This is a genomic window from Yersinia mollaretii ATCC 43969, assembly GCF_013282725.1.
Taxonomy (GTDB): Bacteria; Pseudomonadota; Gammaproteobacteria; order Enterobacterales; family Enterobacteriaceae; genus Yersinia; species Yersinia mollaretii.
Window position 1 is genome coordinate 2,680,781 of the sequence record NZ_CP054043.1, and the last position, 21,094, is coordinate 2,701,874.

Here is a 21,094-nt window from a genome sequence, read left to right on the forward strand (position 1 = left end):
AACCATGACGTTGAAAGAGTTAGTGGTTGGTTTCGGCACCCAAGTGCGCAGCCTGTGGATGATTGGCCTTCATGCCTTCCACAAGCGCGAAACCCAAATGTATCCGGAAGAGCCGGTTTACCTGCCGCCGCGCTACCGTGGCCGTATTGTGCTGACGCGCGATCCGGACGGTGAAGAGCGCTGCGTGGCCTGTAACTTGTGTGCCGTCGCTTGCCCTGTGGGCTGTATCTCTCTGCAAAAAGCAGAGCAGAAAGATGGCCGCTGGTATCCGGAGTTCTTCCGCATCAACTTCTCCCGCTGCATTTTCTGTGGTTTGTGTGAAGAGGCTTGCCCGACAACCGCTATCCAGCTAACGCCGGATTTCGAAATGGGTGAGTTTAAGCGTCAAGATCTGGTGTATGAGAAAGAAGATCTGTTGATCTCGGGTCCGGGTAAATATCCGGAATATAACTTCTACCGGATGTCCGGTATGGCGGTTGACGGCAAGCCGAAAGGCGAAGCCGAAAATGAAGCCAAACCGATTGACGTTAAAGGTCTGATGCCTTAGGAGCCAGCTTCCATGGAATTTGCATTTTATATTGCAGCATTGGTGGCAGTGGTGGCGACTATTCGCGTTATCACCCACACCAACCCGGTACATGCGCTGCTGTACCTGATTATTTCGTTGTTAGCTATCTCTGCGGTGTTCTTCTCGCTGGGGGCTTACTTTGCCGGTGCGCTGGAGATCATCGTTTACGCGGGGGCCATTATGGTGCTGTTCGTGTTTGTGGTGATGATGCTGAACTTGGGCAATGTCGAGCAACAAGAGCGCGATTGGCTGAAACCGACCCTGTGGATCGGCCCCGGCTTACTGGCGCTGGTGCTGCTGTCGGTACTGATTTACGCCATTAGCTCGGTAACGGATTCCGGGATCAGCGGCGAAATGGTCGATGCCAAAGCGGTCGGTATTAGCCTGTTTGGCCCTTATGTGCTGGCGGTTGAACTGGCGTCAATGCTGCTGTTGGCCGGTCTGGTGGTTGCCTTCCATATCGGGCGCGAGCATAAGCCGGGCGACGTGCTGGGCGCGAGCGATTCAGCGAAAAGAAAAACGGAGGAACAAGCATGATCCCTCTACAACATGGCCTGATTCTGGCGGCCATCCTGTTTGTGCTAGGGCTGACGGGGTTGCTGATTCGTCGCAATCTGCTGTTTATGCTGATAAGCCTTGAGGTGATGATCAACGCAGCGGCGCTCGCTTTTGTAGTGGCGGGCAGTTATTGGGGTCAGGCTGACGGTCAGGTGATGTATATCCTGGCGATCACGCTGGCGGCAGCGGAGGCCAGTATTGGTCTGGCACTGCTGTTACAGCTCTATCGTCGCCGCCATACTCTGAATATCGATACAGTCAGTGAGATGCGCGGATGAATCTATTATATTTAACAATTCTGCTGCCACTGCTGGGCTTCTTGCTGTTGGCATTCTCCCGTGGGCGCTGGTCTGAAAATACCGCCGCCACTGTCGGGGTGGGATCGATTGGTCTGACTGCGCTGGTGACACTCTATGTCGCAGTGGACTTCCTCAGTCAAAAGGCGACCGGGGTTCAGGTGTTTAACCAAACACTGTGGAACTGGATGTCTGTTGGCACCTTCAACATTCCGTTGACCCTGACACTGGATGGCTTGTCGCTGACCATGCTGTCAGTGGTGACTGGCGTGGGCTTCCTGATCCACATGTATGCCTCATGGTATATGCGTGGGGAAGAGGGCTACTCCCGCTTCTTCGCCTACACCAACCTGTTTATCGCGAGCATGGTGGTTCTGGTGCTGGCGGATAACCTGATGCTGATGTATCTCGGCTGGGAAGGCGTGGGCTTGTGCAGTTACCTGCTGATTGGTTTCTACTACACCAATCCGGCTAACGGCGCAGCGGCGATGAAAGCCTTTATCGTGACCCGCGTGGGTGACGTGTTCTTGGCAATCGCACTGTTCATCCTCTACCAAGAGCTGGGCACACTGAACATCCGTGAGCTGATGGTGTTGGCACCGCAGCAACTGGAGATGGGTTCAACCGCCATAACTTGGGCGACGCTGATGCTTCTCGGTGGTGCGGTCGGTAAATCGGCACAGTTACCACTACAGACGTGGTTGGCTGATGCGATGGCTGGCCCGACACCGGTTTCCGCGCTGATCCATGCGGCGACCATGGTGACGGCGGGTGTCTATCTGATTGCCCGTACTCACGGTCTGTTCTTGATGGCACCTGAAGTGCTGCATCTGGTGGGGATTATCGGCGCAGTCACCTTGGTGCTGGCGGGTTTTGCGGCACTGGTGCAAACCGATATCAAACGGGTGTTGGCCTACTCCACCATGAGCCAAATTGGCTACATGTTCTTGGCGCTGGGCGTTCAGGCGTGGGATGCGGCTATCTTCCACCTGATGACTCATGCCTTCTTTAAAGCGTTACTGTTCCTCTCCTCCGGTTCAGTGATTCTGGCCTGTCACCACGAGCAAAATATTTTCAAAATGGGCGGTTTGCGTAAAACCATTCCATTGGTCTATATCTGCTTCTTGGTGGGCGGTGCGGCGTTGGCAGCACTGCCAGTGGTCACCGCAGGCTTCTACAGTAAAGACGAAATTCTGTGGGGCGCATTGGCCAGTGGCCATATCAATCTGATGGTCGCCGGGCTGGTTGGGGCATTCCTCACCGCGCTCTACACCTTCCGTATGATTTTCATTGTGTTCCACGGCGAGCCAAAAACCAAAGCGCATCCGGTCAAAGGGATCACCCACAGCCTGCCACTGATTGTGTTGCTGGTGCTGTCGACCTTTGTTGGCGCACTGATAACCCCTCCACTGGCGGGCGTATTGCCAGAGCTTCACTTTGGTGAAGAGGGCAAAATGCCGCTGGAAATCTTCTCCGGCGTGTTGGTGGTAATCGGTATTGCGCTGGCCGCATTCCTGTATCTGGGCAAACGTCAACTGGTCAACAGCATTGCGCAAAGTGCGCCGGGCCGCTTCTTTACGGTCTGGTGGTTCCATGCGTGGGGCTTCGACTGGCTCTACCATAAGGTGTTTGTCCGCCCCTATCTGTGGATTGCAAAACTGATACAGCGTGATCCGCTGAACTCACTGATGAATACCCCGGCGATACTTTCGCGCTGGAGTAATCGCGGTCTGACCGTCAGTGAAAATGGACAGGTGCGTTGGTATGTCGCGTCTATGGGTTTGGGTGCAGTCGTCGTACTGGCTCTGTTGCTTTTCGTTTAATTAGGGACACAAAACGCCATGCTATTACCTTGGCTAATTCTTATCCCCTTTATCGGCGGCTTACTGTCTTGGCAGTGTGATCGCTTCGGTACAAAAGTACCGCGTTGGATAGCGCTATTCGCGATGGGGCTGACACTGGTGCTCTCCCTGATTCTCTGGGGGCAGGGCAACTACTCACTGATGAATCCGGCGGGGATTCCGCAATGGCAGTCAGAATTCACCTTGCCGTGGATACCACGGTTCGGCATTGAATTCCATCTGGCACTGGATGGCTTATCACTGCTGATGGTGGTGCTGACTGGCCTGCTGGGTGTGCTGGCTATCCTCTGTTCGTGGCGTGAAATTCAGCGCAATCAGGGCTTCTTCTACCTGAATCTGTTGTGGATTCTGGGTGGGGTTATCGGCGTGTTCCTCGCCATCGACATGTTCCTGTTCTTCTTCTTCTGGGAAATGATGTTGGTGCCGATGTACTTCCTGATTGCCTTATGGGGCCACAAAGCATCAGACGGTAAAACGCGCATCGCGGCGGCAACCAAGTTCTTCATCTATACCCAGGCCAGCGGCCTGATTATGTTGATTGCCATTCTGGGGCTGGTGTTTGTGCACTACAAAGCCACCGGCGTCTGGACATTCAACTACGAAAATCTGCTGAAAACGCCGATGTCCCACAATGTGGAATATCTGCTGATGCTGGGCTTCTTTATCGCCTTCGCGGTAAAAATGCCAGTGGTGCCTTTGCACGGCTGGTTGCCCGATGCACACAGTCAGGCACCAACAGCGGGTTCGGTTGACTTAGCTGGGATTTTGCTGAAAACGGCGGCCTACGGTCTGCTGCGTTTCAGCCTGCCACTGTTCCCGAACGCCTCCCATGAGTTCGCGCCTATTGCCATGTGGCTAGGTGTCGTCGGCATCTTCTACGGTGCATGGATGGCCTTCTGCCAGACTGATATTAAGCGCCTGATTGCTTACACCAGTGTGTCACACATGGGCTTCGTGCTGATTGCCATCTACACCGGCAGCCAACTGGCCTACCAAGGTGCGGTTATCCAGATGATTGCCCACGGCTTGTCAGCCGCCGGTATGTTCATCATCTGTGGCCAGTTGTATGAACGCCTGCATACTCGTGATATGCGCCAGATGGGCGGCCTGTGGGGGCGAATTAAATACTTGCCTGCGCTGTCGCTGTTCTTCGCGGTAGCGACATTGGGGATGCCGGGGACCGGTAACTTCGTCGGCGAATTTATGATCCTGTTCGGCAGCTTCCAAGTCGTTCCGGTGATTACCGTGATCTCGACGTTTGGGCTGGTTTTTGCTTCGGTTTACTCGCTGATTATGATGCAACGTGCCTATTACGGTGCGCCAAAATCAGAAGAGGCGCTACCGGGCATGAGTGCAAGGGAACTGTCTATCATCCTGCTGTTAGTGGTGCTGTTGGTGTTGCTCGGGGTTTACCCGCAGCCAATTCTCGACACCTCCCATGCGGCGATGAGTAATGTACAGCAGTGGTTCAATGCTTCATCTATTCCAACAACAAGGCCGTAATTCGCCATGACAATAACTCCTCAACAACTGATCGCAATGCTACCGCTGTTGATCGTCGGATTGACGGTGGTGGTTGTGATGCTGTCCATTGCGTGGCGACGCGATCATTTTATCAACGCCACTCTGACGGTTATCGGGCTTAACCTGGCGCTGCTTTCCCTCTATTTCGTTGGGCAAGTCGGGCCAATGGATGTCACTCCGCTGATGCGGGTTGACGGCTATGCCATGTTCTACACTGGGCTGGTGATTGTTGCCAGTCTGGCAACCAGCACCTTTGCTTATCCTTGGCTCAATGGCTATCCCGATAACCGCGAAGAGTTCTATCTGCTGGTGCTGATTGCCACCATGGGTGGCATTTTGCTGGCGAGTGCCAATCATCTGGCGTCGCTGTTCTTGGGTATTGAGCTTATCTCTCTGCCGCTGTTCGGCCTGATTGGCTATGCCTATCGCCAGAAGCGCTCACTGGAAGCCAGTATCAAATACATGCTGCTGTCAGCGGCGGCGTCGTCATTCCTGCTGTTTGGGATGGCGCTGCTGTATGCCGAGTCCGGTAGCTTGTCTTTCGCGGGTTTGGGCAAGAGCCTGAGCGACTCCGTGATTCACCAGCCGCTGATTTTGGCGGGTTTGGGGATGATGATTGTCGGCTTGGGCTTTAAGCTGTCGCTGGTGCCATTCCAACTCTGGACGCCAGATGTGTATCAGGGCGCACCTGCTCCGGTATCCACCTTCTTGGCTACCGCCAGCAAGATTGCCATCTTTGCCGTGGTGATGCGTCTGTTCCTGTACGCGCCAGCCGCCGACAGTGAAGCCGTGCGATTAGTGCTCTCCCTGATTGCCGTGGCCTCGATTCTGTTCGGTAACTTGATGGCGATCAGCCAGACCAACATCAAGCGTCTGCTGGGTTACTCCTCTATCGCGCACCTTGGCTACTTGCTGATTGCGTTGGTGGCGGTGCAAACTCACCAGTTGGCACTGGAAACCGTCGGCGTCTATCTGGCGGGTTACCTGTTCAGCAGCTTGGGCGCTTTCGGTGTCGTCAGCCTGATGTCCAGCCCGTACAAAGGCCCAGATGCAGAGTCCCTGTTCTCTTATCGCGGGCTGTTCTGGCATAAGCCGATTCTGTCTGCGGTGATGACAGTGATGATGCTGTCATTGGCGGGTATCCCAATGACACTGGGCTTTATCGGCAAGTTCTTCGTGGTGGCAATGGGTGTCAGCGCCAACCTGTGGTGGCTGACCGGTGCCGTCGTCTTGGGCAGTGCGATTGGCCTCTATTACTATCTACGTGTGACGGTGAGCCTGTTCCTCAGTGCGCCGGAAACCTTGGTGCGTGATACACCAAACAACTGGGCACTAACTGCCGGTGGTGTGGTGGTACTGATTTCTGCGATTCTGGTGCTGTTCTTGGGTGTCTACCCACAGCCGTTGATTTCGCTGGTTCAGTTGGCACAACCACTGATGTAATTCATCGTTAACGCGGTGATTCCAACCCCCTGTGAGCTTCGGCTGACAGGGGGTTTTGTTTTATGGGCTATTTAATGTTGCTTGATTTGATGTGGGGTAAAGACCTGAATGTAAAATATGTTTTATCTGGATATATTGATTACTTATTCATTGGGTCAATATTTAAGGGTATATATGTCATGTTTTGGTCTTTCCTCGCCGGCACGGAGTGCTGGCGATGTGCATAAAAAAACAGCTCTTCTGAGTTCCGGTCAATTGATATCTGGTGAGGTTCCGATATTCTCTGATAGTGTTTTTTTTGGCGATAAAATAACCACCAATTCTTCTCTCGATAAAAGTAAAGAAGATGAAGAGTTCAATATGCATATGATTGAAAATGCCTATTATATTAAAAATAGAAATTACTCTTACACAAGCAGTCCGATCATCAATCAGAAGGATAAAGCTAATATCACGGCTTTGATATACGCACCAGAGTTACAAGAAAGAATAAATAAAGAATATAGTGACTTGAAAGAAAATACAGTAATGCATAAAAGTGATTATCAAATAAAAGGTAATTTAATCCTCACCGAATTAATTGCAAAAGAGTTTACTGCCGTAGCATCATCAGACATCAATAGTGGTCAATGGGCTAATGAAAACCCGTTAACCAGTGCAATGCTTGCTTGTATTAAAGATAAGCATGAACAACCTGATATTAACGCCATCGTTTCAGATCGAGCTATTCGATTTCTTTGTACTAAAGTGCCCCATGTGATGGATGAAATATTCTCTTTGGATGGATTTATTGCAGCATGTATTGAAGAGATTACTCAATATCTCTTTTTACCTGAAGGAAATAAGGTGACATTCCCAGACGATATTGCGGCGAGTATTAAACGAAAAGTGGAAAGAATGGCGAGTGAAATTCGCATGCATCCAGAGGTAAAAATTGAAGAACTTAGGGAGCTTGACGAATTTATAAAACAATTCCCCCAATCTTTATCGAATGAATAAAATATTGTTCAAAATAAAAATAGCCCAGTCAATATTTTACTCAACAGTAGATTAATTATAAGCGAAGGTACTATGAAAACTAACGGCCATTTTTTTAAAAACTTAATGAGTAATTTTACGAAATCGTCACATTTTTCTCATGAGAAAAAAACAATCAAAAACAATCAAATACAGAAAACAGATTTCAACTGTTTTGAAGAATGTAAGTTAAGTAACCTTATTTCTGAATTGGAGAAGGACTTTGATTACAATTATGGCTATGATAAGACATTCCCTATTTATATGCAGATCTGGGACGAAATAAATAAAAGTGACGATCATCGCAATTATGTACTAATGGAAGCTCAAGCCAATAAAGGTAAACGCAGCGATGCGCTATGCTGTTTTTTGGTGGAACAAGGGTGGTTGGTTGAGCATACTAATATCGAATTCCCATCCCAAAGCCGCGTATTGGATGATTTAAGGAGTGATGCCCTTTGCCAGCAGGCTATCAGAAAATTGATAGTTAAAGGCGTGCAAGAAAATATACAATCTATTGTTAATGGGAAAAGTTCTCCGTCGAAGGAGTGGGCAAAAAAAGAGCATGAAAAACAGGAAAGTATTCTTTCGATAGTTTGTCATGTCTTAGGATTAACTGCCGATAAAAAAAATGGTGCCAAAAATCGCCTGGGTCAAGATCCTATTTCTAATGTTGTATCCAGCATTACGAACAAGGCACATGATTTTATTAAGAAAAATATTGATGGTGAGAATCCGGATGCAATAGTAACGCGCAAAATTGTTGATGCTTATTATAGATGCTATAGTAACAAAGAAGAATTACCAAGTGCTGAAATTATTGATAAAGTAAAAGATGAAATAATTAATACCGTCCTCATTAGCAGTAATCCTCATAATGAGAATTATCATACACTTTTAGATGATTGTAAGAGACCGCTTAGTATAGAAGCGAGCGCCTATAGGATTATATCTAAAGTATTACTTCATCCTGTTATCAGTGAAAAATACTTTAACCATATGGAGGCCATAATAAAATCAGGATCTTTCCTTCAGCCTAATGGAGAGAAGAAAGAATCTATACGTATAGAAAAAAAATATTTAGCGACAGATGAAACTTATCATATCAAGAGCAGCCAGTTTTATAAAGATATTGAGAGTCATTTATTGAGTATTAATAAAAATCTTACTGAGAATGACATTTTATTGTGCAGTATGGATTATCACCAGTATTTCTGTCAGCAGTTTGACCTTGACGTTCCTAGTCTAGCGGCTCTGGAGCCTTTTCAGCCGTTAACCATTGAGTCAAATAAGCGTGGGGCAGTGCATATCGAGTAGAAATAACATGGTAATAAAGTGATTTAAATCACATAATTAATGTAACAGCGGCAAGATAATATTTATTTATGTGACGTGAACACATGAAATTATCCTCAATTCAGGTAAACTGCGCGACTTTCACTCAATGCACGTTTCGTTTAACACTTTCGCGCAGGTAAATCTTGATGAACATTATTCTGATGATTGCCATCACCACTGGTATTCTCTCAGGTGTCTGGGGCTGGGTTGCCGTCAGCTTAGGGCTGATCAGTTGGGCGGGTTTTCTGGGGTGTACCGCCTACTTTGCCTGCCCCCAAGGTGGGGTGAAAGGGTTGCTAATTACCCTGCTAACCTGCCTGAGCGGGGTATTTTGGGCGATGATGATTATTCAGGGTAGCGCCTTGCAGCCGGAGTGGGCCATCTTGGGTTATGTCTTGACGGGTATTGTGGCGTTTTTGATGTGCATTCAGGCCTGTCAGCAGTGGTTATCCTTTGTCCCCGGTACTTTTATTGGCGCCTGCGCAACCTTTGCTGGCAATGGCGACTGGAAGTTAGTGATCGCCTCGCTGCTGGTTGGCGTAGTGTTCGGTTATGCGATGAAAAACAGTGGGTTGTGGTTGGCGGCGAGGCAGAGCCGCCAGGGGGAGCATCCCTTGGAACCTTCGGTAGGGATGGATGCTGATCCGAAATCTATCAACCGAAACCTGCTCCCCCAGCCACAACTGAACCTATCAACAAATCCATCTGAACCGGAATGAAGAATCACAAAAGGTGATTCGCCACCTTAACCACAATCTTACGTAATGGAGCCACTTCCCCAAGTGTCCCCATCGGGCGATGCAACTCACCGGGGAACAGCAGGGCGATATCACCCGGTGCCAGTGTCAATAACGTTTCGCTGGTGATGCCCTCAAACAACCCATAATCCCGCTCAGTATCAAAATCCATGGTCGGGCGCTGGCCCTGCGCGGAGGGCGAAGCCCCAATCACCTCACTGCCTTCCAGCAGAATATGGATATCAATATAGTAACGGTGTAATTCCGGAGCTTGCTCATATAAAGGTTTGGTGGCGGCAATAATATGATTCAGGTAAATTTCACGCCCTTCAATCTCTTGCTCACCGGCGGGCAAATTGACTAAATCCATTTGGCTAATGGTCGCCAGCGTCCGGCGGATCACCTCGGGATACCACGGGTTATTCACCGCGCTTTTAAGTTCATCAAGTATCATAACTATTCCTATATGCTCGTGTGGCCCGCGCTTATGCGCAATGACTCACGCTATTTTCAGATTCCAGTGCGGCAATACAGAGTTCAACAACACCGGCCACATCAGGCGAAATATCGATTTTAATGACGTCCGGCTCGCTGGCTCCGGGGGCCTCTAATGTTGCGAACTGGCTCTTTAATAGGCTCTCAGGCATAAAATGCCCAGCGCGTTGCTGCATTCTGTGCAGCACTAAATCGTAATCACCGGTCAACCACAAAAAACGGATACCGTGGTTCCCCTCACGCAGACGGTCGCGGTACTGCTTTTTCAGTGCCGAGCAGACTAAAAAACCCACTTCATTCTTCTGTTGCAGGCTATAGGCCACATCACTGAGCCGCTCAAGCCAAGGGGCGCGGTCTTGATCATTCAGTGGCTGACCTGATGCCATTTTTTGAATATTGGCGCGAGGGTGTAGATCGTCACCATCAATAAATTTGGCGTTAAGTGCCTGCGCCAGTACTTGACCGACACAAGACTTGCCCGTGCCGGAAACACCCATGACAATAATGCATTTACCAGACATATCATTCCTCTGTATTTATCAGACTGCGACCAACATGCCGCCATCAACAAACAGCAGATGACCATTGACGAAATCAGAGGCTTTGGACGACAGATAAACCGCAGCCCCAATCAGCTCTTCCGGGTCTCCCCAGCGGGCGGCGGGCGTGCGTTTACACAACCAATCGGTGAAGGCTTTATCGTCAACCAGCGCTTTTGTCATATCGGTTTTGAAATAACCAGGGGCGATACCATTGACCTGAATGTTGTAACGGGCCAGCTCGACACACATGCCGCGCGTCAACATTTTGACCGCACCTTTAGAGGCGGCATAAGGTGTAATAGTGTCGCGACCTAATTCACTCTGCATGGAACAAATATTGATAATTTTCCCGCGTTGGCGTTTAACCATATAACGGGAGACGGCTTGTGAAACTAAGAATACGGATTTCTGGTTGACGGCGATAACATCGTCCCAATCTTTTTCTGGGAATTCGGTAAAAGCATGGCGACGTTGAATACCGGCATTATTAATTAAGATATCAATCGCACCAATGCTGCTCTCTATTTGTTCGATAGCCTCATTGACCGCATCATGGTCGGTCACATTAAAGGCTGCGGCATGAGCAACAAACCCGTTGGCGCGCAATTCAGCAACGGCTTTTTCTGCCCGCTCGGCGGTAATATCATTAATAATGATCTCCGCACCAAATTCAGCCAAACCTTTTGCTAATAGGAATCCGATACCTTGTGCGGAACCCGTAATTAATACTTTGCGTTTTTCTAGCGAAAATAGATTCTTCATTGTGAATTCCTAATGGCGCAATCGAGCGACATATAAAATAGATGTTATGAGTGAACACTGTCGAATTAATACAGTCATCGTTTAAATTTAGGCAATAAAATCACGAATAATAAAGTCTTTATTATTTCCCAATATTGCTTTAAAACAGATGGAAATCCGATTCACGGTAGCGGTATTTCCATTAAACTGGGCCGTCTGAAAACATGTCTCTATCAGACCGTTTTCTGCCTTATCAAACTGTGATGCAGATCACTTTAAATCATGTTACGACAAGCTGTTACCGCTTACGTGAGCGGTGTCGCCTTGAGGATAGAAAAAGAGTCTGGTTAGCAGGGGCTTTGCCCATTTCATTAACAGATTGCAGATTAACCTATTGATAATAAAATAACTTAATAATGATCAGCATGGCTGTTATAGCATATTTAACCCGTAACATGCTTTTCATTACACAAGTTAACAGTGCATAATCAGTTTACCCCTCTCGCACTCTTGTTCCAGGTATTTGCCATGAAAAACCAGCGTGTTACGTTACAGGATATCGCGTTACTTGCCGGCGTGACCAAAATGACCGTCAGCCGCTATTTGCGCACGCCGGAAAAAGTGGCACCAGAAACCGGTGAGCGCATTGCTCAGGTGATGGCTGAAGTTAATTATAGTGCTGATTCTGAAGGGGAAACGGGGCTTAATCAAAAAAGTCCGCGTATAGGAATCTTGGTGCCCTCTTTTAATAACCAGATTTTCTCCGATCTATTGGCGGGTATTGAGTCAGTGACTGCCGCCAGTGGATACCAAACGCTGGTAGTCAATTATAACTACAGTAAAGAGCGCGAAGAGGAGCAGATCATTAATCTGCTCTCCTGCCAGATCTCCGGGTTGATACTCACAGACTCCGAACATACCTTACGTGCTGATAAATATCTGAATGCCTCCGAAATTCCAATCGCCCAAGTGATGGATCTGGAGCCGCAATTTAATCGTATCACGGTCGGATTCAATAATTATCAGGCCGCCTATGACATGACGGCAACCCTACTCGCCAGTGGAAAACAGAATATTGTCTATTTCGGTTCCATGTCTGATGTGCGGGATCGCAAACGTTATCAAGGTTATAGTCAGGCAATGAGTGATGCTAATTTCACGCCATTACATATTACGCCGAATAAAGTCTCTTCCGTTTCTATTGGTGCCGGGATGTTGGCATTGGCACGACAAATGTATCCGCAGGTTGATGCTATTTTCTGTACCAATGATGATATGGCCGTGGGGGTGTTACAAGAGTGCTTGAAGCTGGGCATGGCGATACCCGCTGAAATGGCTATTTCCGGTTTTCATGGGCTGGATATTGGTCAGGCAACCACGCCGGTGCTGGCCAGTGTTACCACGCCACGTTTTGAAATGGGTAAAGTTGCCGCTGAGATTTTGATTAAAAAAATCAAAAAAATCCCGACAATTGAGCAGGTTGACCTACATTATCGGATTTCACTCGGTGGGACGATTTAAGGTTCCAGCCATTTCTGTAGGGATGCTCGTCTCTTATTTTCTGCCATTGTGCTGTGCAATGGCAGCCACTCACTTTCCTCTGTCTCCCTTGCTTATGTTTTATTCCCGCCATAACAAATGACCGCTATCGATAACATTTCAATTAATGCCTTACATGAATTTTTAACGCGTACCTGATTAGCTGAAACAATTCAGCCTTGGCAATGATAGCTGGGTCACGTTACCGGTAACATGTTTTCTTAACATGATTTACAGTGACCCACATCACAAAATAAAACATTGAAAACAGGTCTCATAACGACATTCGCTGAATGGCTACATCATCCGATGATTCCCTGTCGCCATTCTGGTTTCTTTGATTTATTGACATGGTCAGGTACTCATAATGAAAAACAGTACGCAATCTGTATTAATTATCGCCCCGGTAATGGACTATTTGACGGAGAAATTGGAACAAAACTTTACTGTTCACAAACTCTTCCAGATAGCGGATCACGCGGAGTTTCTGGCTGAGCAGGGCAAGAATATTAAAGGTATTGTGACTCGTGGTGATATTGGCGTGACCAACGAAGTGTTGGCGTTATTACCTGAAGTAGAGATTATCTCAATCTTCGGCGTTGGGACGGATGCTGTCGATCTGGATTATACCCGTGAGCGTAAGATCATTGTGACTACCACGCCGGGTGTGCTGACAGACGATGTGGCTGATACCGCGCTGGGGCTCATTATTGCCACCTCTCGCCGCTTATGTCAGGCCGATAAATTCCTGCGTGCCGGTCAGTGGCCGCATAGCAGCTTACCTCTATCGTCCAAAGTGACTGGAAAACGTCTGGGCGTATTTGGGATGGGCCGCATTGGTCAAGCCATTGCCCGCCGTGCTGCGGGTTTCGATATGCAAATTGCCTACACTGATACAGTGCATATCGAAAGCCTGCCATACCAATATGTGCCTGATTTAATCAGCCTCGCGCAACAGAGCGATATTCTGGTGGTGGCTATCTCTGGTGGGAAAGACAGTGCGGGCCTGATTGATAAAACCGTTTTTGCCGCGCTGCCCAATCATGCGATTCTGATCAATATTGCCCGTGGCAGCATGGTTAATCAGGATGATTTAATTCATGCGCTGCAACAGCAAGATATTGGCGGTGCGGGTCTGGATGTCTTTGCTGATGAGCCTAATGTGCCACAAGCATTAATCGAAATGGAAAATGTGGTACTGCTGCCGCATATTGCCAGCGCCACCCAAGAGACCCGTATTCAAATGAGCGATATTGTTTTTGCTAATATCCTCGCCCATTTCTCCGGAGAGGAAGCACCAACGGCCATTCATTATTAATACCCGTCATCTTTCAATTTGTAGGTGTGTTAGCTGCGTTCAATAACCCGAATTACTTACTGATGTAAGCTCATCGGGATTATCTCGCTTGCCGCCTTCCTACATCTTGAAATTTATTTGGTATATAAATGATGCAAAAAACATTTCTTTTAATTTAATTAAAAACTGCAAATATTCCCTATTTGCTTTCGGTATTCCCTGCATCTTTATGCATGATGCAGGGTAATACTTGGCTATTATCATGAGGCGTATATATATGGACAGTAAGATCCCTAATGCCCGTTGGTTCCGCGTTATTGTGCCAATAATGATTGCTTGTATTATTTCTTTTATGGACCGGGTCAATATTAGTTTTGCGCTACCGGGCGGTATGGAGAGTGATCTGGCGATTACCAGCCAAATGGCCGGTTTAGCGGGCGGTATCTTCTTTATTGGTTATCTCTTTTTACAAGTCCCTGGTGGCCGTATTGCGGTACATGGCAGCGGCAGAAAATTCATTGCTTATTCACTGGCGGTTTGGGCCGTCGTCTCAATTCTGACCGGTTTTGTCACCAATCATTATCAACTTTTATTCTTGCGCTTTGTGCTGGGGGTGTCTGAGGGCGGTATGCTACCGGTGGTTTTGACCATGGTGAGCAACTGGTTCCCGGAACGCGAAATCGGCCGCGCCAATGCTTTTGTCATGATGTTCGCGCCCATTGGCGGCATGTTCACCGCACCTCTGTCTGGCTTTATTATCAATGCGCTCGACTGGCGCTGGCTCTTCTTCCTCGAAGGTTCTCTCTCCGCCGTGGTGCTGATTATGTGGTGGTTTGTTATCAGTGACCGCCCTGAAGAGGCTAAATGGCTATCGGTAAAAGAGCGCGACTATCTGGTCACTGAACTGTCACGGGAACGGGCTGAGCGGATGCTCGATGCGCCTGTGACCAATGCCCCATTGAAAGCCGTGTTCCTGAATAAAGGGCTGATGAAACTGGTGGCGCTGAACTTCTTTTATCAAACCGGGGATTATGGCTACACCCTATGGCTACCCACCATTTTGAAAAATCTGACCGGCGGTAATATGGCCTCGGTCGGCATTCTGGCAATCCTGCCGTTTATCGCCACCACCGCCGGTATTTATGCCATCTCTACCCTGTCGGATAGAACCGGCAAACGCCGTCTGTTGATTATGATTTCACTGTTCTGCTTCGCCGCCGGGCTGGTGACCTCGGTGATTTTCCGCCACGACGTGTTGATCTCCTATCTGGCCCTGGTGGTGTGCGGATTCTTCCTCAAAGCCGCCACCAGTCCATTCTGGTCAATTCCGGGCCGCATTGCCGTGCCGGAAGTGGCGGGGGGCGCACGTGGTGTCATCAATGGTTTAGGGAATCTGGGCGGATTCTGCGGGCCGTATCTGGTCGGCGTGATGATCTTCTTCTACGGCCAAAGTGCGGCAGTCTGCATGTTAGCTGGCTCATTGATTATCGCCGGGTTGATTACACTGACCCTACCGAAAGAGTGCGATGTTGAAGTCAACACGCAGGCGAAAGGTGCCGTAGGCAAAGGTGTGATCAAGGTTAAACGCGCTTAAATCCGGTAGGGGGTAGCGGCTGGAAACAGTGACACCCCCTGCTGTTTATCACCGGAGAATGTCATGAATTTACAGCAGCAACTCACTTACTGCCAACAGCACCAACAACTTTTGCAACTGATGCACTTTGATCACGACATCGCCTGGCAGTTAGGTGAAAAAATTAAGCGGCAAGCTGAACAACAAGGGGCGGCATTGGCTATCGATATTACTGTCAATCGCCAAAGCGTATTCAGTTATGCCATGCCCGGCACCAGTGCCGAAAATCAGGATTGGTTGCGGCGTAAACGTAATGTGGTGGAGCTATTGAATACCAGCTCTTATGCTGCGGGATTGATGCTACAACAGCGCCAAACCTCTCTGGAAGCGCGCTATGGAGTGAGTCTGCGCGACTACGCCGCATTGGGTGGTGGCTTCCCACTCCAGATTAAACATACGGGGATTATTGGCAGCGTTAATGTTTCCGGTGCGCCACATCTGGATGATCATAATTTGCTGTTACAGGTACTGGCGGACTTCATCGGCCTACCTGTGGGCAGCATTGAGCTTTTGGCTCCCCTGAGCGAATAAGGAATGGCGATGAACCCGACTCTCACCCGCGTCACGCAGCGTATTACGGCGCGATCTGCGGCGACCCGCACGGCCTACCTGCAACGTATCAGTGCGGCGAAAGAAAATACCGTTCACCGCTCACAACTGGCCTGCGGCAATTTGGCGCACGGTTTCGCCGCGTGTCAGCCGGAGGATAAAGCCTCGCTAAAGAATATGGTGCGCAGTGATATCGCTATCATAACGTCCTATAACGACATGCTATCCGCTCATCAGCCTTATGAATCTTACCCGCAACAACTGAAAGCAGCACTGCATGAAGTCGGTGCTGTCGGGCAGGTGGCAGGGGGCGTTCCTGCCATGTGTGATGGCGTGACACAAGGGCAGGATGGGATGGAGTTGTCGCTGATGAGCCGCGATGTGATTGCCATGTCAGCGGCGATCGGCCTGTCACACAATATGTTTGATGGCGCACTCTATCTTGGGGTATGCGACAAAATTGTGCCGGGATTGTTGATGGCTGCCCTCTCATTCGGCCACTTACCGGCGGTTTTTGTCCCCGCAGGGCCAATGGCAACCGGCCTCTCCAATAAAGAGAAAGTGCGAGTTCGCCAACTGTTTGCGGAGGGCAAAGTTGACCGAAATGCCCTGTTGGAGGCGGAGTCTGCCTCTTATCACAGCGCGGGCACCTGCACTTTTTACGGCACTGCCAACTCCAATCAGATGGTGATGGAGGTGATGGGGCTGCACTTGCCCGGCTCCTCCTTTATCCAACCCAATACCCCATTGCGGGATGCACTCACCGCCGCTGCTGCGCGTCAGGTCACTCGTCTGACGGAGAACAGCGGGCACTATCTGCCTATTGGTCAGTTGGTGGATGAAAAAGTGGTGGTCAACGGCATTGTGGCGCTACTGGCAACGGGTGGCTCGACGAATCACACCATGCATCTGGTGGCGATGGCGCGTTCAGCGGGCATTATGATCGATTGGGATGATTTTTCCGAGTTGTCAGAGGTGGTGCCGCAGTTATGTCGCATCTACCCCAATGGCCCTGCGGATATCAACTATTTTCAGGCGGCAGGCGGGGTCGCCTTGCTAATAAAAGAGCTGCTGGAAGGCGGTTTAGTGCATGAAGATGTCCACACTGTGGCAGGATTTGGTCTGCATCGTTATACACAAGAGCCGTATTTGGAGGAGGGGCAACTGCAATGGCGGCGTGGCCCACAGCACTCACTGGATGACGCGGTTATTGCCAGTATCGCCCAGCCTTTCTCGCCTCACGGCGGCACCAAAGTCTTGAGTGGTAATCTGGGGCGGGCAGTGATGAAAACCTCGGCCGTTCCTCGTGATCATCAAATTATTGAGGGGCCAGCGGTGGTGTTTGAAAGCCAGCATGACGTCGGGGCTGCCTTTGACTCTGGCGAGCTAAACCGCGACTGTGTGGTGGTGGTGCGCTATCAAGGGCCACGGGCCATTGGTATGCCGGAGTTACATAAATTGATGCCACCACTGGGGGTATTATTGGATCGCGGCTTTAAGGTGGCGCTGGTCACTGATGGCCGCCTGTCCGGCGCGTCAGGTAAGGTGCCCTCGGCTATCCATGTGACCCCCGAAGCCTATTGCGGCGGCCTATTGGCAAAAATTCGCAATGGTGATCGGGTGCGAGTTGATGGTGTCAGTGGTGAGCTTTTGCTGCTGGTGGATGAAGCGGAGTTGGCAGCACGCCAGCCAACATTGCCGGATATCTCGGCATTCCATGTAGGATGCGGCCGTGAGCTGTTTGGCGCACTACGTGAACAATTGACTGGGGCGGAGCAGGGAGCATGCTGCATTCGTTTTTAGTGATACATTTTTTTTGTAATAAATGTGTGGCAGAGGGCGATGAACTCGTCTTTTGCCCTACAGATTAATCCTGAAAAAACCCATCCCCGCTTATTCCAGCTATTTTCGACTATCCTTATGAGATGCTCTTTTTTCACTCATGGAGAACGTATATGAATCGAGATAAAGAACAGCAAACCTCGCTGGAAGATGATCTGACGATGCTGACGGATACTCTGGAGGAGGTATTGCGCTTCGCCGGCAAGATGACCGATGAAAGCTATCAGGAAATCAAAGACCGAGCGGAGAAAGCATTAAAGGAGGTACAGAACCGTTTGAGTGGCCGCAGTGAATGCTATATCAAACGGGCCAAGGCATTGGCGTGCTGTACTGATGATTATGTCCGCGAAAAACCTTGGTGTAGTGTGGGAATCGGCGCGACTGTCGGGTTGGTGGTCGGATTATTACTGGCGCGGCGCTAAACTATGTTCGTTCAATAATAACTATTATTGACTATTTAAGTGAAATTATTTAAATATTATCATCGGCCCTTAATTGGGCCGTTTTTTATTGTTAAGAACTAATTAAGAAGTGTAAATTTCCTCATGCAATGCTCTGGTAAAGTTGACATGGAGTTTTTTTTGTACATAATTTAACCCCGCAATTTATTAATCTTGATTTATTTCTTTATTCCACTTAATTGTTGTTTTTTATTTGTTTCATTTATTACATTTAGGATAACTCATTTTTAATAAAATGCTAATAGAGGTATTTGTGTGATATTTATATAGTGGGAGTTTATATATATGCATCATTGGCAATGTGCATCTACATTATTCCGTCCATTACTTTTATCCACCATCATCAGTAATCTATTCTGGTCTGGGTTTAGTGTTGCAGAAGATCGTAAGCTGACTTATTCATCTACCATTACTGACCCATCATCAATTGCATTGTCTGATGCTATCAAAGGAGATGGTAATTATAACGCCACTGTTAATGTCGATAACCCCAATGGTTCACTTGAGGTGTATATCGGCCAAACAGAAACTAACAACAAAACCTATGATGTCGGGGACTACTCCGTTAATATTCAAGGGCAGAATAATACAGCGGCTAGTCCATACACGGCATTCTTTGGTTTGGCTGCCGATAGAAATAACACTGTTTCATTAAATAGCTTCAGTTTTAATAATAACCTGATGGTGGGTGATGCTCATCACCATAATAGCACGGCGCTGATTGCCTCTAACGGCTCTAAGGTGACCATCAACGGCAAAGTTTATATTAATTCACTTGTCGAAATGGAGACCAGTGGGGCAAGTAGCGCAACAGCGGCAAATAATGGTCTGTATGCCACGGGGGCTGGCTCGACGATTACCGCGAATAGTGGTGATGTCTATATTAATACCTACGGCAAAAACTTTTTCGAAGTATTGACTCAAAATGGCACTTACCCCAGTGGCAGTTCGAAAAGTGATGCCGTTAGCGGTAAACATGGGGGTCAGGTCACCATTAACCAAACCGGTAATTATCAGGTTAACTTGCTGGGTAATCTGGACCTCGGTGATGATTTTGTTAATCGCGGTAGCATTACCGCGCTATTAAACGGCGCAAACTCCTATTGGCATGGTACGGAAGTCAATACTTATGATGCCGCCAATAATCTCTGGGCGGGTAATCTGGATGTGACGTTAATGAATAAAGCCCAGTGGATACCCGATGCGGTTAATGCCGAGATCAGTGCATTGAACCTGCAAAAAGAGGGTGTCGTCAATTTACATGGTCTGAATCTTCATACCCAGAAAAGTCAGAATGAAAGTGTCAAAATTTATGACTTAAAAGGGAGTGAAGGCATTTTCTTGATTGATGTCAATACCAGTAAAACCGATGACCAACACAAAAATGGCAGTGACTTTATTGAGGTGGTCAGCAGCAGTACCGGCGGGACTCACTATATTGAGGCATTGAACGTTAATAAGCTGGCGGGTCTGAGTGACGATATTTGGGTGGCCGATGCTGCCAATAATGTCAGCTTTAAAGCTTACGATCAGATAGATGCTAACAATGAATATGTGTATGACTACACCCCTATTCTCCGCTCTGATATTAAAGAGGGGGACCCGGCCAGCCAATATGGCACTAACTGGTATATCACTGGCGTCGAAACTCAGCTCAGTGCCGGGGGGGATACCGCAATGGCGAATGCCAGCCTTAATTATGCGACGGCCACTGCGCGCCTTGAAATTGATAGCCTCAACAAGCGCTTGGGTGAATTGCGGAGTGACCAACAGGAGAATGGACTGTGGTTGCGCTATAAAGGCGGTGAGATGAAAAGTGACGAGGGGAGCTACTTTAAAAACCGCTACAATTTCTATCAGCTAGGTTATGACCACAAAGATGAATATGAGAATGGCATCTGGACTACAGGTTTCGCTGCTCATTATCTGAAGGGGAAATCAACCTTTGATAGTGGCTCCGGTGATAATAAAAGCTATGGCGCAAGCCTTTATGGTTCATGGAATCGACCAGAGAAGCAGGACTATGTAGATTTGGTATTGAAATATAGCCATCTGAAGAGCAATTTCGATTACCAAAATAGGCTGGGCACTGTGGGTCATGGGGGCGTGAGTAATGGGGCTTGGAGCGCCAGTGCAGAATATGGTCGTGAGTTCTCTATCGGAAACAATAATTTCATCGAACCACAGGGCCAGTTGGTTTACACACATATTGATCAGGCCGGCTACACAACCAGCAGTGGGCTACAGGTCCTGCAGGATAATATCAACAGTGTGATTGGTCGTGCCGGGGTACGTGTTGGCCATCGGTTCGAGGAAAATAGCAATAATGATATTTATCTGAAAGCCGATTTACTGCATGAGTTTGCTGGGGATCGTCATATCACTCTCCAAGGGAAGGATGCCATGCTGGTCTCTCAGCAAGAGGGGAAAGATAGCTGGATAACTTACGGTGTCGGGGCCAATATCCAGTTAACCGAGGAGAACAACTCTCGGTTCTACCTTGATGTCGAAAAATCTTCTGGCGGCGACATTAATACCCAATGGCAAGTGAATGCGGGTCTGCGTTGGGAGTTCTAACTCAAGTTCAGTACGCGAACTCTACTTCAAGTACGCTAAATCTACTGAGGGCAGGGTTATCCTTGCCCTTTCTCC

The 21,094-nt window shown here is 48.5% G+C and carries 18 protein-coding genes and 1 pseudogene; 16 read left to right on the top strand and 3 right to left on the bottom strand.

Features of this window, described 5'->3' with window-relative positions; genetic code table 11:
* Positions 1–4: 4 nt before the first annotated feature.
* The 9 genes and pseudogenes from nuoI to HRD69_RS11920 all read left to right on the top strand — a co-directional run.
* Positions 5–547: an NADH-quinone oxidoreductase subunit NuoI gene (gene nuoI / locus HRD69_RS11880; RefSeq protein WP_004876234.1), complete on the top strand. Its 543-nt coding sequence runs from the start codon at positions 5–7 to the stop codon at positions 545–547.
* Positions 548–559: 12 nt separating this feature from the next.
* A complete protein-coding gene (gene nuoJ, locus HRD69_RS11885; protein WP_004876235.1) occupies positions 560–1,105 on the top strand; it encodes an NADH-quinone oxidoreductase subunit J in 546 nt (181 codons plus the stop codon).
* Positions 1,102–1,404, top strand: coding sequence for an NADH-quinone oxidoreductase subunit NuoK (gene nuoK / locus HRD69_RS11890; RefSeq protein ID WP_032815102.1), 303 nt, complete (start codon positions 1,102–1,104; stop codon positions 1,402–1,404). The genes nuoJ and nuoK overlap by 4 nt, the downstream gene beginning before the upstream one ends.
* A complete protein-coding gene (gene nuoL / locus HRD69_RS11895) occupies positions 1,401–3,245 on the top strand; it encodes an NADH-quinone oxidoreductase subunit L (protein ID WP_032815103.1) in 1,845 nt (614 codons plus the stop codon). Before nuoK ends, nuoL begins: the two co-directional genes overlap by 4 nt.
* Before the next feature lie 18 nt (positions 3,246–3,263).
* Complete coding sequence (gene nuoM, locus HRD69_RS11900) at positions 3,264–4,787, top strand: NADH-quinone oxidoreductase subunit M (RefSeq protein ID WP_004876237.1); 1,524 nt, start codon at positions 3,264–3,266, stop codon at positions 4,785–4,787.
* A gap of 6 nt (positions 4,788–4,793) precedes the next feature.
* A complete protein-coding gene (gene nuoN / locus HRD69_RS11905; RefSeq protein WP_004876238.1) occupies positions 4,794–6,251 on the top strand; it encodes an NADH-quinone oxidoreductase subunit NuoN in 1,458 nt (485 codons plus the stop codon).
* A gap of 219 nt (positions 6,252–6,470) precedes the next feature.
* A complete protein-coding gene (locus HRD69_RS11910) occupies positions 6,471–7,250 on the top strand; it encodes a hypothetical protein (protein ID WP_004876239.1) in 780 nt (259 codons plus the stop codon).
* Between the two features lie 72 nt (positions 7,251–7,322).
* Positions 7,323–8,585 carry a hypothetical protein gene (locus tag HRD69_RS11915; protein ID WP_004876240.1) on the top strand — a complete coding sequence of 421 codons (1,263 nt, stop codon included), beginning with the start codon at positions 7,323–7,325 and terminating at the stop codon, positions 8,583–8,585.
* A gap of 167 nt (positions 8,586–8,752) precedes the next feature.
* A pseudogene (locus tag HRD69_RS11920) lies at positions 8,753–9,244 on the top strand (DUF1097 domain-containing protein); the annotation flags it as partial.
* A gap of 85 nt (positions 9,245–9,329) precedes the next feature.
* On the opposite strand, the gene HRD69_RS11925 reads toward HRD69_RS11920, so the two are convergent.
* The 3 genes from HRD69_RS11925 to idnO are packed head-to-tail and all read right to left on the bottom strand — an operon-like array spanning position 9,330 to position 11,142.
* The gene (locus HRD69_RS11925; protein WP_004876242.1) at positions 9,330–9,797 is read right to left on the bottom strand and encodes a NanQ anomerase/TabA/YiaL family protein; all 468 of its coding nucleotides are present in this window, start codon (positions 9,795–9,797) and stop codon (positions 9,330–9,332) included.
* 31 nt (positions 9,798–9,828) lie between these two features.
* The gene (locus HRD69_RS11930; protein ID WP_004876243.1) at positions 9,829–10,359 is read right to left on the bottom strand and encodes a gluconokinase; all 531 of its coding nucleotides are present in this window, start codon (positions 10,357–10,359) and stop codon (positions 9,829–9,831) included.
* Positions 10,360–10,377: 18 nt separating this feature from the next.
* Positions 10,378–11,142, bottom strand: a complete 765-nt coding sequence (gene idnO / locus HRD69_RS11935; protein WP_004876244.1) for a gluconate 5-dehydrogenase — start codon at positions 11,140–11,142, stop codon at positions 10,378–10,380.
* Between the two features lie 507 nt (positions 11,143–11,649).
* Between idnO and HRD69_RS11940 the strand changes: the two genes are divergently transcribed.
* The 7 genes from HRD69_RS11940 (at position 11,650) to HRD69_RS11970 (ending at position 21,019) form a co-directional block, all read left to right on the top strand.
* Positions 11,650–12,642 (top strand): substrate-binding domain-containing protein, encoded by a 993-nt coding sequence (locus HRD69_RS11940; RefSeq protein WP_050538843.1) that lies wholly within the window; start codon positions 11,650–11,652, stop codon positions 12,640–12,642.
* Positions 12,643–13,027: 385 nt separating this feature from the next.
* The gene (locus HRD69_RS11945) at positions 13,028–13,978 is read left to right on the top strand and encodes a 2-hydroxyacid dehydrogenase (RefSeq protein WP_004876246.1); all 951 of its coding nucleotides are present in this window, start codon (positions 13,028–13,030) and stop codon (positions 13,976–13,978) included.
* A gap of 256 nt (positions 13,979–14,234) precedes the next feature.
* Positions 14,235–15,551, top strand: a complete 1,317-nt coding sequence (locus tag HRD69_RS11950; protein ID WP_004876248.1) for an MFS transporter — start codon at positions 14,235–14,237, stop codon at positions 15,549–15,551.
* A gap of 63 nt (positions 15,552–15,614) precedes the next feature.
* Positions 15,615–16,121, top strand: a complete 507-nt coding sequence (locus tag HRD69_RS11955; RefSeq protein WP_004876249.1) for a heme-degrading domain-containing protein — start codon at positions 15,615–15,617, stop codon at positions 16,119–16,121.
* 9 nt (positions 16,122–16,130) lie between these two features.
* Positions 16,131–17,942 (top strand): phosphogluconate dehydratase, encoded by a 1,812-nt coding sequence (gene edd / locus HRD69_RS11960; RefSeq protein WP_032815104.1) that lies wholly within the window; start codon positions 16,131–16,133, stop codon positions 17,940–17,942.
* A 152-nt stretch (positions 17,943–18,094) separates the two neighbouring features.
* On the top strand, positions 18,095–18,403 hold the full coding sequence (locus tag HRD69_RS11965; protein ID WP_004876253.1) for a DUF883 family protein: 309 nt from the start codon (positions 18,095–18,097) through the stop codon (positions 18,401–18,403).
* A 324-nt stretch (positions 18,404–18,727) separates the two neighbouring features.
* Entirely contained in the window at positions 18,728–21,019 is a 2,292-nt protein-coding gene (locus tag HRD69_RS11970; RefSeq protein ID WP_004876255.1) for an autotransporter family protein, read from the top strand.
* Positions 21,020–21,094 lie beyond the last annotated feature (75 nt).